10 protein-coding genes are annotated in these 13,257 nt (G+C 63.6%); 8 read left to right on the top strand and 2 right to left on the bottom strand.

What is annotated here, in order from left to right:
- The first annotated feature begins 58 nt into the window (after positions 1-58).
- The 5 genes from OOJ09_RS07175 to OOJ09_RS07155 all read left to right on the top strand — a co-directional run bounded on the left by OOJ09_RS07175 (position 59) and on the right by OOJ09_RS07155 (position 6,476).
- Positions 59-1,027, top strand: a complete 969-nt coding sequence (locus OOJ09_RS07175; RefSeq protein WP_269904519.1) for a GlxA family transcriptional regulator — start codon at positions 59-61, stop codon at positions 1,025-1,027.
- 261 nt (positions 1,028-1,288) lie between these two features.
- Complete coding sequence (locus OOJ09_RS07170; protein ID WP_269904518.1) at positions 1,289-2,593, top strand: M24 family metallopeptidase; 1,305 nt, start codon at positions 1,289-1,291, stop codon at positions 2,591-2,593.
- Between the two features lie 235 nt (positions 2,594-2,828).
- On the top strand, positions 2,829-3,509 hold the full coding sequence (locus OOJ09_RS07165; protein ID WP_269904517.1) for an isochorismatase family protein: 681 nt from the start codon (positions 2,829-2,831) through the stop codon (positions 3,507-3,509).
- Positions 3,506-4,468 carry an alpha/beta hydrolase fold domain-containing protein gene (locus OOJ09_RS07160; RefSeq protein WP_269904516.1) on the top strand — a complete coding sequence of 321 codons (963 nt, stop codon included), beginning with the start codon at positions 3,506-3,508 and terminating at the stop codon, positions 4,466-4,468. The genes OOJ09_RS07165 and OOJ09_RS07160 overlap by 4 nt, the downstream gene beginning before the upstream one ends.
- Positions 4,469-4,835: 367 nt before the next feature.
- A complete protein-coding gene (locus OOJ09_RS07155) occupies positions 4,836-6,476 on the top strand; it encodes an ABC transporter substrate-binding protein (protein WP_269904515.1) in 1,641 nt (546 codons plus the stop codon).
- Between the two features lie 253 nt (positions 6,477-6,729).
- Here the strand turns inward: OOJ09_RS07155 and OOJ09_RS07150 are convergent, their stop codons facing one another.
- Positions 6,730-7,245, bottom strand: coding sequence for a hypothetical protein (locus tag OOJ09_RS07150; protein ID WP_269904514.1), 516 nt, complete (start codon positions 7,243-7,245; stop codon positions 6,730-6,732).
- A 1,286-nt stretch (positions 7,246-8,531) separates the two neighbouring features.
- Here OOJ09_RS07150 and OOJ09_RS07145 point away from each other — a divergent pair.
- On the top strand, positions 8,532-8,795 hold the full coding sequence (locus OOJ09_RS07145) for a hypothetical protein (RefSeq protein ID WP_269904513.1): 264 nt from the start codon (positions 8,532-8,534) through the stop codon (positions 8,793-8,795).
- A 62-nt stretch (positions 8,796-8,857) separates the two neighbouring features.
- Positions 8,858-9,904, top strand: a complete 1,047-nt coding sequence (locus OOJ09_RS07140) for a hypothetical protein (RefSeq protein WP_269904512.1) — start codon at positions 8,858-8,860, stop codon at positions 9,902-9,904.
- A gap of 114 nt (positions 9,905-10,018) precedes the next feature.
- On the opposite strand, the gene lepA is transcribed toward OOJ09_RS07140, so the two are convergent.
- Positions 10,019-11,824 (bottom strand): translation elongation factor 4, encoded by a 1,806-nt coding sequence (gene lepA / locus OOJ09_RS07135; protein WP_269904511.1) that lies wholly within the window; start codon positions 11,822-11,824, stop codon positions 10,019-10,021.
- 275 nt (positions 11,825-12,099) lie between these two features.
- Between lepA and OOJ09_RS07130 the strand changes: the two genes are divergently transcribed.
- Positions 12,100-13,176, top strand: coding sequence for a TadE/TadG family type IV pilus assembly protein (locus OOJ09_RS07130; protein WP_269904510.1), 1,077 nt, complete (start codon positions 12,100-12,102; stop codon positions 13,174-13,176).
- The last annotated feature ends 81 nt before the right edge of the window (positions 13,177-13,257 follow it).

Raw genomic sequence — 13,257 nt, 5'->3', positions numbered from 1 at the left:
TTAGTGATAGGTATCAGCCCGATTGACCTAGCGCGCCATTCGCCCGAATTGTAGCGCCATGGCCATGCGCGACCCCCCAAAACCCACCGAGCCGCTCACCTTCGCGGTGCTGGTGTTCCCCGGCTTTCCGATGATGGCGTTCAGCTCGGTCATCGAGCCGCTGCGCGCCGCCAATGTCCTGGCGAAGCGGCAATGCTATCGCTGGATCATCGTCGGGGCGACCCAGGGTCCGGTCGAGGCCTCGAACGGCGTCGTCATCCAGCCGGGCTTCTATGCCGAGGATGCGCCCAAGGTCGACCGCATCGTCGTCTGCTCGGGCGGCGATGCCGATCATCTCGTCGCCGAGGGCGCGGCGAGCTGGATCCGTAGAAGCCTGCGCAATGGCGCCCATATCGGCGCGGTGGCGGACGCGGCGTTCTTCCTCGCGCGGGCCGGCCTGCTCGACGGCCATGCCTGCACGCTGCACTGGACCAGCCAGGCCGCCTTTACCGAGGCGTTCCCCAACATCGAGCTCAGGCGCGACCTCTATGTCATCGACCGCAAGCGTTTCACCTCGGCCGGCGGCGTCGGCAGCCTCGACATGATGCTGGAGATCATCACCAGCGACTATGGCGCCGAGCTCGCCGCCGGCGTCGCCGAATGGTTCGTGCACAGCCCGCTGCGTTCCAGCGTCGACCGCAAGCTGATGCCGCTGCGGCTGCGCACCGGCGTCCAGAACGAGTTGGTGCTGTCGGCCATCGCCATCATGGAGGACGCTGTCGAGGAGCGGCTGGGCATGGCCGAGTTGACCGCCCGGCTCGGCGTCTCATCCGACAAGCTTGAGCGCTCCTTTCGCTCCGAACTCGCCATTTCGCCCAATGGCTACTACCGGCGCCTGCGGCTGAAACGTGCCGCCGACCTGCTGGCGCATTCGACGCTCGCCGTGCGCGACGTGGCGCTGGCCTGCGGCTTTGCCTCGATGTCGAGCTTTGCCCGCGCCTTTCGCGAGGAGCATGGCCACCCGCCGAAACTGGCGCGACGGCATTAGGCGCGGCGCTCTATGAGGGTCCCCCTCATCCGGCCGCTACGCGGCCACCTTCTCCCCGCTGGGGAGAAGAGACTGGCGCCTGCGCTGGCAATCTCCTCTCCCCTCGGGGAGAGGTCAGCCGAGCGAAGCGGAGGCTGGGTGAGGGGCGGCGCCATGTGTAGCCCAGCGGCATCCCGCACAACACACGCGGTTTTCCGCACAATGCTTCGGCTCCTCCTGCGCCATGGTCTGGACTTGCAACCGACCCAAGGCTAGGCACCCATGAGCATCGTCGTATTCGACCCCGACAGCACGCAGGATGTGGACTTCAAGGACCGCATGCGCCACCCCGCCGCGGCCGATCCGGCCGGCGGCATGTGGCTGTCCGACACCGAGCCGTCCTTCATCGATACCGACGCCTTGCGCAAGGGCCGGCTGGCCAAGCTGCGCGGCTGGATGCGCGAGGCGGGCTATGGCGGCGTCGTGCTGTTCGACCCCTACAACCAGCGCTACGCCACCGGCTCGCGCAACATGTTCGGCTATTTCCTGCGCAATTCGACCCGTTATTTCTTTATCCCGACCGAAGGGCCGATCGTGCTGTTCGAATACCCGCAGAGCTACCATGTCTCGATGGTGCTCGACACGATCGACGAGGCGCGTCCGTCCAAGCTGGTCTGGTCGTCGGTCTCCGGCCGTGACGACGAGACCGCCGGTCCTTTCGCCGGCGAGATGGCCGACCTTCTGAAGCAGCATGGCGGCGGCTCGATGAAGCTCGGGCTCGACCGCTGCAGCCATCTGCAGGCGCTGGCTCTGGAAAAGCGTGGCTGCGAAGTCCGCGACTGCCAGGGCGAGATCCTGGCGGTGCGCGCGGTCAAGACGCCGGAAGAGGTCAAATGCCTGCAGGTGTCGATGGCCGGCGCCGAGGCCGCCGTCTACGCGGTGCGCGAGGCGATCAAGCCCGGTGTCTCCGAAAACGACCTGTTCGCCATCATGTATGGCGAGGTCATCCGCCAGGGCGGCGAGTTCATCGAGACGCGGCTCTTGACCTCCGGCCAGCGTACCAATCCCTGGTTCAACGAGGCCAGCGGCCGCAAGATCCGGCCCGGCGAATTGCTGGCGCTCGATACCGACACGATCGGCTGCTACGGCTATTACTCGGATTTCTCGCGCACCTTCCGCTGCGGGCCGGGCAAGCCGACACCCTACCAGAAGTCGCTCTACCGCATGGCGCACGACCAGGTTCAGCACAACATTTCGATCGTCAAGCCCGGCATGGCGTTCCGCGAGATCGCCGAGAAGGCCTGGAAGATTCCGGACCGTTTCGTCGACCAGCGCTACACCTCGGTGATGCACGGCGTCGGCATGCATGGCGAGACGCCGTTCATCGCCCACGCCATGGATTACGAGACCTATGGCCGCGACGGCCATATCGTGCCAGGCATGGTGGTGAGCGTGGAAAGCTATATCGGCGAGAAGGGCGGTCGCGAGGGCGTCAAGCTGGAGGACGAGATCCTGATCACCGAGACGGGTATCGAACTCCTGTCGCGGTTTCCTTATGAGGATGAGTTTCTGGAGACGCAGGTTTGATGGTCTTTGCACGACCCTTGTCAACCGGCGCAGCCTCCCATCGCTTCGTCATCCCAGGGCGAAGCAAGGAGCGCAGCGACGCGGAGACCCTGGGATCCATGCCGTTACATCTCGGCGTTGCGGCGGTGCAGGATCTTGTACCGCTGCATTCCTCGGCTAAGCTCGCGGCATGGATCCCAGGGTCTCCGCGACGGAGCTTCGCTCCTGCTTTGCCCTGGGATGACGAAGGCGCAGCATGAAGTCCCCCATCTCCATCAAGCGTGGCACGGTGGCCGCTATCTTCATCGACCTGCAGGAAGAGCACCGGCAGGACAAGCGCTACCTCGTCGAGGGCTTTCCCGGCATCCTCGGCAATGTCCAGCGCCTGCAGGCGGCGGCGCGGCAAAACCATGTGCCGCTCTGTCACTGGGCCTACATCGTCGATCTCGACAAGCAGCACCGGCCCTTTCATCCCGTCGGTGCCGATGGCAAGTCGGCCTTCTCCGACAAGAGCGATCCGTTGACGCAGATCTGCCATGAGGTGGCGCCCGCCAGGGGCGAGGCGCTGCTGGTCAAGGCCGAGGCCAGTGCTTTCCGCACCGGTCCGGCGGCCGATGAACTCAAGGCGCGCGGCATCGAATGGCTGGTCGTCGCCGGTGTGTGGACCGAGGCCTGCATCGACGCGTCGGTCAAGGACGCGGTGGCCAAAGGCTTTCGCGTGCTGCTGGTCAAGGATGCCTGCGGCAGCGGCAGCGCGGCCATGCACCAGACCGGCATCCTCAACCTCGCCAACCGGCTCTATGGCGGTGCCGTCACCGACACCGACGGCGCCTGCCGGCTGCTGGCCGGCGAGACCGTCACCGCCTGGCAGGTCGAAGGCTCGGTGCCGCTGCGCTTCACCTTCGGCAACGCGGCCGCGCTTTACGCCGATCTATGACGGCCGGAAGCAAGACTCGCGGCAAATACGAAACCCGGCTCGACCCCGCTCTATGGGCCTATATCGACGCGGTCGACGCCTGGTGTCCGCCCGAGATCACCGGCCTGCCGATCGACAGGCAGCGCGAAGTCTATGACAGCATGTGCCGGGCCTTCCACCAGGGCCGACCGCCCGGGGTCAAGGCCAGCGACGGCCTGATCGCCGCCTCGGATCACGGCATCCCGGTCCGCCGCTACCAGCGCGCCGGCAAGGCGGCGCCGGCGATGGTGGTCTACTACCACGGCGGCGGCTTCATTCTCGGCAACCTCGACAGCCATGACGACATCTGCGCCGAGCTCTGCGCCGGCACCGGTTTCGACGTGCTGTCGGTCGACTACCGGCTGGCGCCGGAACATCTCCACCCCGCCGCCTTCGACGACGCGCTGGCCGCCTTCGAGTGGGCGGCGGCGGCCACCGGCCTGCCGCTCGTGCTGTGCGGCGAAAGCGCCGGCGGCAACCTCGCCGCGGCGGTGGCGCAGGCGGCCCGCCATCATCCCCGCGCCGCGATCGGCCAGGTGCTGATCTATCCCGAACTCGGCGGCGATGAGGCCGCCGGCTCCTATGGCGAGCACGCCGAAGCGCCGCTGCTCTCCGTCGGCGACATCGCCTTCTGCCGCGACATCCGCTCGGCCAAGCGGCAGTCGCCGGACGACCCGACCTTCGCGCCTTTGCGCGACACCGATTTCTCCGCCCTGCCGCCAACGGTGATCGTCACGACCGAATGCGACCCGCTGTCGTCGGACGGCGAGACCTATCGCGACCGCATCGTTGCCGCCGGCGGCAAGGCATGGTGGCACGAGCAGCCCCGCCTCGTGCACAGCTTCCTGCGCGCCCGCGCTACGGTGCCGGCGGCAGCGGAGGCTTTCGCGCGGATCGTGGCGGCGGTCGCGGCGCTGGGTAAGGGCGAGTGGCCGTATTGACCTTTCAAGACTTGGGTTCCTCGCCCCCGCGAAGCGGGGGAGAGGTGGCCGCGAAGCGGCCGGAGAGGGGGCCTTCGTAGGGCGACCCCCTCTCCGTCTCGGCTTCGCCGAGCCACCTCTCCCCACTTTCGTGGGGCGAGGAACCCAAGCTGGAGCCCCCTTGCGGAGCACCGCACAAGAACTGCGGAAAACCGAACACTCCGCACCATCACCCCGCCCTATCATCGCCTCAGGCAATGGCGCCCCCGGCGGTCGTGTCCGCCCTTGCAGGCGTCGATTGGCCGGGGCGAGACTTTCTTCGTGCATGCCGTTGTCCCAAAACCGCTGCGCACTTTTGGGCGGCATGCACCAACAAGAGGGAACGACGATGAAGTTCATGCTGACCGACCGGAAACTGCACCCGAAAGCCAGGCCCGTCGCCGACGATTTCAGGCAGGGCGGCATCAGCCGCCGCGAATATCTGGCTCTGATGGCCGGCCTCGGCGTCAGCGCCGCCGGCGCGCTGGCGCTGGGCGGCCTCGGCGCCACCCCTGCCCGCGCCGCCGAGCCCAAGCGCGGCGGCACCTTGCGCGTCGCCATGAACGTCAAGGGCTTCAAGGACCCGCGCACCTTCGACGGCGTCGAGATGTCGAATGTCGCGCGCCACTGCAACGAATATCTGGTGCGCTGGAACACCGACTTCTCCTTCGAGCCCTGGCTGCTCGAAAGCTGGGAAGCCAGCGACGACGCCAGGACCCTCACCCTTCATGTGCGCAAGGGCATCACCTGGTCGAACGGCGATGCCTTCAACGCCGACGACGTCATCCACAACCTCACCCGCTGGTGCGAGGCCGGCGTCGCCGGCAATTCGGTCGCCGCGCGCATGGGCGCGCTGGTCAATGCCGACACCAAGAAGGTGGTCGATGGCGGCATCGAGAAGGTCGACGACTTCACCATCAGGCTCAATCTGCCGAAACCCGACATTTCGCTGATCGCCGGCATGGCCGACTATCCGGCGCTGATCATGCACCGCTCCTATGACGGCGAGGCTGACCCGAAGAAGGCGCTGGCGATCACCACCGGCCCATGCGAGCTGGTCAGCTGGGATGCCGAGACCGGCGCCGAGGTCAAGCGCAAGGACAGACCGTGGTGGAAGGGCGAATTCTGGCTCGACGGCATCAAATGGGTCGATTACGGCTCCGACCCCAATGCCATGCTGTCGGCCTTCGAATCCGGCGAGATCGACACCGATCACGAGACCGCCTCCGACGCCGTCTCGCAGACCGGCAAGATGGGGCTGATCAATTCCGAGATCGCCACCGGCTCGACCATCGTCGCCCGCTTCAATGTCGGCAACGCGCCCTATGACGACGTCAAGGTGCGCCGCGCCGCCCAGCTTGCCGTCGACAATGCCGCCGTGCTGAAGCTCGGCCTCGACGGCAGGGGCAAGCCCGCCGACAACCACCATGTCGGCCCCATGCACCCCGAATATGCCGATATCGGCCCGGCCAAGCGCGACGCGGACGCATCGAGGAAGCTGCTTGCCGAGGCCGGCAAGGCCGACCACGAATTCGACCTCATCTCCGTCGATGTGGAATGGCAAAAGAGCACCGGCGACGCCATTGCCGCGCAGATGCGCGAGGCCGGGCTGAAGATCAAGCGCACCGTGCTGCCGGCCGCCACCTTCTGGAACGACTGGAGCAAATACCCCTTCTCCTGCACCGAATGGCTCGGCCGCCCGCTCGGCGTCCAGGTGCTGGCGCTCGCCTACAAGTCGGGCGCCGCCTGGAACGAGAGCGCCTACGCCAACAAGGAGTTCGACGACCTGCTCGACAAGGCGGTGGCCGTGCCCGACGCCAAGGCGCGCAAGGAGATCATGGCGAAAATCGAGCAGAACCTGCGCGACGCCGGCATCATCATCCAGCCCTACTGGCGCTCGGTCTTCCGCACCTACCGCAAGGGCGTCGAAGGCTGCGAACAGCACCAGGCGCTCGAGCAGCACTTCGAGAAGGTGTGGATCGAGTCCTAGACAATCCTTTTGGGGGCGGACCACTGTCGATGTCGGCGCCGCCCCTCATCGCCCTGCCGGGCACTTCTCCCCGTATAGTGACGGGGAGAAGGGGCTGGCCGCAACGCCCATGCCTACCTTGCGACGTCGACAATTGGCGAACCCATCGATGACAGCGCCCCTCTCCCCGTTCTTCACGGGGAGAGGAAGCCGGCAGGCAGGTGAGGGGCAGCGCCGCCGCTCTTCCTGGTGTGGATTTCGACGATAGACCCGCTCACCGCACAGGCCTGAGCAAGGTCCAGATCCAGCCGATGAAGGTCAGCACTAGGAACGGATAGCCGGCGGCGGGCAGCGGCGACGAGGTCGGCAGCAAGGGCGTGCCCCACAGGATCATGCAAGCCGAGACGACGAACAGCAGGGCGGCGACGAGCGCGGTGAGCCGCATCCACAAAGCGAAGGTTTTCGGCGCGCTGACCAGGACCAGTGCTGCCGCCCACAGCGAAATACCGCCGACATAGGAGGGAACGCTGGCCTCAAGGCCCGCCGCATTGCCGGCCAGCAACAGGCTTTCGCCGGCGAGGAAGGTCAGGAAGCCGGCAGCTATGCAGTCATTGCCCAGCCGCTGGTACTTCATCGTCAGCAGCGCGGTCGCCACCACCAGCGCCACGCCGTCGATCGTCCACAGCGTTTCGCGCAGCGCGTCGCTGCCCACGAAGGTGCCGGCAAGCCCGAAAGCGCCACCGATCGCGAGGCCAGTCGCGGCGACGATGTCCAGAGAATTGGAACGCATTTGAAATCCCCCCAAGCCGGAGCGGAGGATACTCCTGGGCGGAGCGTTCTCAAAGCGGGTGTCCAAGGGCAGCGCGAGGCGGCAAGCGGCGGAGGGTCGCCTCGGGCGATCCGCCCTCCCGGGCCGATCCGGCAACTTAAGGGTGCGGGGAATGGCCGGCGCGAATGCCGGTGAGGGCAGTTGCCTGAGCCCGCGCCGGCCACTGGCGAACCTATGAAGTCCGCCGCCCGACGTTTCTACCGCCCGGGTGCCGCACGAGCAACCAACTCAGGGTTGGGTGCGGACCGACCTGGAAGAGTTGAAGAAAGGCGCTGTCCCGCGACAGCGCTTCAAAGCTCGCCCCGGCAGGGCAGGCTTGAAGAGCATGCTATCCGCAGGGCTGCGACACTGGACACGCTATAGCCGTGACGGCCGAAAGCTTCTCGCGCCTGTTCAGCGTTGGCCTTTCATAGATCTTTTTCACGAACAGTCCATTTAGCCCCCGATGGCCGGCGCCCAATGACGCCGGTACGCATCCATTGTCGATCCGGGGAGATGCGCTGCGCTTGGCACAGGTAATGCCGCGTTGAGGTCAGCTGGATCATCTCTCAATTAGCTAGGGCTGGTAGCCAACATCTGAATCCGCCATATTGGAAATGCACGATTCGGATCCGACTCGGACCGCCACTATCTCGCGACATTGCCCTGCACGCCCGGGGCAACTGCCCCGGGAAGGAGGTGATCGCGATGCAGATGCGATTTGTGTGGGACGAAGCGAAGACCGTCTTTGTACGGGAATATCTTCGTCTCAGATACGGAAGATGGGAGACTGTGGTATCTCATTTTCGTAGGCCGCCACGCGCCAACGTGACGACCTACTAAGGTATCTCAGAGCGATGGGGCGGGCGGTTCCGTAAAGGGGCCGTCCGCTCATTTTCTTAGCGCACCACGAATCAGAGGCAGTGTCGAGTGCAATTCGTGACATGGCCGGATTCGACGGTCAATAACTAATCAGCTACTAATTAGTTATGGCGAAGGGGCAACAAAAGGCTTCGCCGCTCAATCCGAGTTTGCCTCCAGAGACACTCAAGTATCTGAAACGGCTTACAAAGACGGGCGTGCATGGCAAAACCGCGAGTGAGGTAGCTCGGGTCCTAATCTGGGATCAGATCAAGATGCTGATCCGAGAGGGTGTCATCGATTGGGATATGGATGGCAGTGATGATGGGTAGCACAAGGGATTTGATATGGGACTTTCGCACACCAGGTCGGGTTACCGCTCGCCGTCTTAAGTAACTGGGAATTTAATGGTCTATATTTTGACTTGGGTAACGTTGATATGCGGTCTGGTGAGCGCCATACTTTGGTGGGCGTCGAGCTACTTTTCGATCCAGACGGTAGAAAGGCTTGACGCCGCCATGGGCGATGAGGGCGACATTGCGTTTGAGATCACAGATAACAAGACTACGATTTTCAAGATCAGACGGACAGCTCGCATCAATTCCGCCGCGGCATTTTTTGCCGGCTTGTCCGTCGCCGCCCAGGCGCTAACGGCTATTTCTCATTGGTGATGTTCGTTGCGGCAGCTAACGACGGGTCATGAGCACTTTCTGGTTTTCTAGAGGGGTCGCGGTTGCAGTTCGAATTTACCGATCCTCAGACCGAATTTGAAAGGCTCATTGGCGGGTCGTTTTCGATCAATGCCCTTGGAACCATTCGGGCGGGAGATGGGCTCAAATTTCGCGAATTCGTAGAACGATCTGCGCCTCCGCCTCGGACGACTGTTTACATCGATTCGAGCGGCGGCAACGTCGAGGAAGCGATGATCATCGGTCGAATAATACGAGATTGCTGGTTCTCGACGTCGATCGGCAGGTATCTTCTTAACCGCAATGAGATTTCCGATGTTTCGCATCTTATGACCGCTCGCGTGCGGTTGCCTGGCAGGTGTATGAGTGCGGCAACCCTGATTTTTCTCGGTGGCCGGCTAAGATATTTTCCACAAGGATCAGAGTTCGGAGTCCATCAGTTCTCATTTAAAAATCCGTCGCCCAACGACGTTGGCCAAACACAGTTACTCTCGGCAAGAATTGCTCGATTTATGGCGGATATGGGAGTTTCTCCTGACTTCCTTGAGTTCTCATCGTCGGTTCGAAGCGATTCAATACTCATCGCCGACGAAGACAATCTAAAGAAGCTCAGCGTAGTGACGGGTGGCGAGACCGATACCAGTTGGACAGTGCAGGCACGGGCCAACATGATCTATGTGCGCGGAGAACGAGATTCGCTCTATGGCCACCACAAAGTTATGCTTGGGCACACCAGGGGAGCGGGTTTCTTTTTCTGGGCTGTGATCGAAGCTCAAGGTAGGGAGGACGAACTGACTACACTCGGCCTTGTTGAGATCGTATTGAACGGCGAGGAAGAAAGGATCGATATTTCAAATAGGTGCGAGCGAGTGGTGAGTGGCATCTATGTGAACGTCTTTGCCAAGATCACACAAGCTGAGGCTCAGGCAATTGCCCACTCGACCAGTTTCGGGGTCCAGATTCGATTTTGGTTGGACTCTCCGACCTTTCTTGGCATAGCCGCGATGCCGACAGCAGGCGGAACAGAGCAGTTGGAAACGATCTATGATGCATTTTCCAAAGACGAAAGGACTCTTCCAAGAACGTCTTGAGATTTACTCCACCGCACCCCCCGGGGTGGGACCCGCTGCCTGCGGCAGCTCCCACCCGGACTTGCGCTCGCATCGACCCACCGGGTCGATGCGTTCGGCCGAAGGCCGAACCGCTTAGTCCCCCATCTTCAGCGCCTGGATGAACGCCTCCTGCGGAATATCCACCTTGCCGAACTGGCGCATCCGCTTCTTGCCTTCTTTCTGCTTGTCCAGCAGCTTGCGTTTGCGCGAGACGTCGCCGCCATAGCATTTGGCGGTCACGTCCTTGCGCAGCGCCGAGATGGTTTCCCGCGCGATGACCTTGCCGCCGATCGCGGCCTGGATCGGGATCTTGAACAGGTGGTGCGGGATCAGCTCCTTTAGCTTCTCGCACATCTGCCGGCCGCGCTTTTCCGCCGCCGTGCGATGCACCAGCATCGACAGCGCGTCGACCGGCTCCTCGTTGACCAGGATCGACATCTTCACCAGGTCGCCTTCCCTGTAGTCGGTCAAATGATAGTCGAAGGAGGCGTAGCCCTTGGAGATCGACTTCAGCCGGTCGTAGAAGTCGAACACGACTTCGTTGAGCGGCAAGTCGTAGGTCAGCATGGCGCGCTTGCCGACATAGGACAGGTCGGCCTGGATGCCGCGCCGGTCCTGGCAGAGCTTCAATATGCCGCCGAGATAGTCGTCGGGGGTCAGGATCGTGGCGCGGATCCACGGCTCCTCGATGGCGGAAATCTTCACCACGTCGGGCATGTCGGCCGGGTTGTGCAGTTCCTTCACCGAGCCGTCGGTGAGCAGCAGCCGGTAGACGACCGAGGGCGCGGTGGCGATCAGGTCGAGGTTGAACTCGCGCTCCAGCCGCTCCTGGATGATTTCCAGATGCAGCAGGCCAAGGAAGCCGCAGCGATAGCCGAAGCCGAGCGCCGCACTGGTTTCCATTTCATAGGAGAAGGAAGCGTCGTTGAGGCGCAATTTGCCGACGGCGGCGCGCAGATCCTCGAAATCGGCGGCGTCGACCGGGAACAGGCCGCAGAACACCACCGGCTGCGCCGGCTTGAAGCCGGGCAGCGCCTTGGCGGTCGGGCGCCTGTCCTCGGTGATGGTGTCGCCGACGCGGGTGTCGGCCACTTCCTTGATCGAGCCGGTGAAGAAGCCGAACTCGCCGGGGCCGAGCTCGTCGACATTGATGCGGGCGGGCGTGAACACGCCGGTGCGCTCGACCAGGTATTTGGCGCCGGTGCCCATCATGCGGATGGTCTGGCCCTTCTTCAGCACGCCGTCGATGACGCGCACCAGCACGATGACGCCGAGATAGGCGTCGTACCAGCTGTCGACCAGCATCGCCTTCAAGGGCGCGGTCGCGTCGCCCTCGCGCGGCGGCGGCAATTGGTGGACGATCGCTTCCAGCACGTCGGGAATGCCAAGCCCGGTCTTGGCCGAGATCAGCACGGCGTTGGAGGCGTCGATGCCGATCACCTCCTCGACCTGCTCGCGGATGCGCTCCGGCTCGGCCGCCGGCAGGTCGACCTTGTTCAGCACCACGACGATCTCGTGGTTGTTGTCGATCGCCTGGTAGACGTTGGCCAGCGTCTGCGCCTCGACGCCCTGGCTCGCGTCGACGACCAGCAGCGAGCCCTCGCAGGCGGCGAGCGAGCGCGACACTTCATAGGCAAAGTCGACGTGGCCGGGCGTGTCGATCAGATTGAGGATATAGTCCTCGCCATTGTTGGCGTGGTACTTCAGCCGCACCGTCTGCGCCTTGATGGTGATGCCGCGCTCGCGCTCGATGTCCATCGAGTCCAGCACCTGCTCCTTCATGTCGCGCAGCTCCAGCCCGCCGGTGGACTGGATCAGCCGGTCGGCAAGCGTGGATTTGCCATGGTCGATATGGGCGACGATGGAGAAATTTCGGATGTGGTCGAGGGGCGTGCTCATGTCGCGCGCTTTAGCAGGGGCGGGTTGCTGCGGCAAGCGGCACAGCCGCAGCCTGGGCAAGCGGTGCCGCCACTGCCGGGCAAGTGGTGTGGGTCTCCGCGCGGCCCACAAGCCGCTGGCTTCAAGCGGCCGACACATTTTTCAATGCCTGGCGACGTCAGGCGAGGATCGGTCCGGGAAACCTGGAAATCCTTAAACTTTGATCCATCCCTTTAGGGCATAGTTTGCCTCCGGTATGCTAATTTAGCCTAATGTTACGCTGTCGAGGAAGACAAATGCCAAGGATTGCAAGCGATTTTCTGCGCTCGCGGAGCGGCTCGCTCGCGCCGATACTCATTCTCAGCATGATCCCGCTGCTCACCGCCGTCGGCTTCTCCGTCGACTATACCTCGGCGGTCCAGACCAGGTCGAACATGCAGGCCGCGCTCGATGCCGGGATCCTGGCGATCACCACGATGCCGACGACCTCGACGCTGCCGCAGCGCCAGGTGACGCTGCAGGATTCCTTCGTCGCCAACGGTGGACAGGGAACCGCGACGCTGGGCAGCTTCGTGGTCAGCGCCAACGGCACCGCCACCGCCCAGGCCACGGCAAGCTATTCCATGCCGACCGTCTTCATGCAGATCGCCAGGATCAGCAGCGTGCCGGTCGCCGTCGCGGCGGCGGTGACCAAGACGCCGGCGCTGGTGCAGACCACCTTCAAGGTCTCCAAGGTGTCGGGCTACTGGGGCAAGACGATGACGCTCTACGGTACGCAATTCGGGGCGACGGTGGCCAAGCCGCTGATGACGATCACCTACGCCTATAACGGCTTCGGCGATCCGAAAGGCTACGGCACAACCACCGTCAACACCATCACCAACAATGGCGGCGCCGACATCAGCACGACCGTCCAGAAGCAGGTTTGCACAACCGCCAAGGTGAGCAACTTCAACAATGCCCCGGCCGGGTCCATCCAGCAGACCAGCGGCAGCAACAAATACCTGACCACCTGCGTCGATACATTCTATCCCGCCAACGGTACCGGCGCGGTGATCGACGTCAGCCAGATGAACGCCCTCTATCTGCAGATGGACGTGCCATCGGGCAACCCGAAGGTTCTGAAGTCGAACGATCCGGCCACCTCCAACCGGCTCTATATCGGCACAAGCACGACCGACATGCCCGAGGTCGCGACCGGCCAGACCGTCGACATCTTCACCGCCGTGCCCTGCGGCGTCCCGAGCTACCAGGCCTGGGAAGACGGCGGCAACGCGGTGCCGGCCGCGGTCTCCAATGCCGACTTCTTCTACAACGTGAACGGCAAGTGCGACTTCAACCAGCGGCCTTCGGACACGGTGCTGACGCAGTAGCGAGCCCGCCACTTCTCGCCCTTGTGAGGCCAGAAGGGTGGGCGAAGCCCGTGACTCGCCCAGGGCGGTGGGCGAGCGAAG

It is taken from the genome of Mesorhizobium qingshengii, assembly GCF_027563465.1.
In the GTDB taxonomy this organism is placed as follows: domain Bacteria; phylum Pseudomonadota; class Alphaproteobacteria; order Rhizobiales; family Rhizobiaceae; genus Mesorhizobium; species Mesorhizobium qingshengii_A.
Note: the sequence above shows the minus strand (reverse complement) of the source record. Positions and strands in the feature narration are given on the sequence as shown.

Excerpts from the sequence above, each read along its gene's own strand:
- OOJ09_RS07175 (WP_269904519.1), top strand. The coding sequence starts at position 59 with ATGGCCATGCGCGACCCCCCAAAACCCACCGAGCCGCTCACCTTCGCG.
- OOJ09_RS07170 (WP_269904518.1), top strand. The coding sequence starts at position 1,289 with ATGAGCATCGTCGTATTCGACCCCGACAGCACGCAGGATGTGGACTTC.
- OOJ09_RS07165 (WP_269904517.1), top strand. The coding sequence starts at position 2,829 with ATGAAGTCCCCCATCTCCATCAAGCGTGGCACGGTGGCCGCTATCTTC.
- OOJ09_RS07160 (WP_269904516.1), top strand. The coding sequence starts at position 3,506 with ATGACGGCCGGAAGCAAGACTCGCGGCAAATACGAAACCCGGCTCGAC.
- OOJ09_RS07155 (WP_269904515.1), top strand. The coding sequence starts at position 4,836 with ATGAAGTTCATGCTGACCGACCGGAAACTGCACCCGAAAGCCAGGCCC.
- OOJ09_RS07150 (WP_269904514.1), bottom strand. The coding sequence starts at position 7,245 with ATGCGTTCCAATTCTCTGGACATCGTCGCCGCGACTGGCCTCGCGATC.
- OOJ09_RS07145 (WP_269904513.1), top strand. The coding sequence starts at position 8,532 with ATGGTCTATATTTTGACTTGGGTAACGTTGATATGCGGTCTGGTGAGC.
- lepA (WP_269904511.1), bottom strand. The coding sequence starts at position 11,824 with ATGAGCACGCCCCTCGACCACATCCGAAATTTCTCCATCGTCGCCCAT.
- OOJ09_RS07130 (WP_269904510.1), top strand. The coding sequence starts at position 12,100 with ATGCCAAGGATTGCAAGCGATTTTCTGCGCTCGCGGAGCGGCTCGCTC.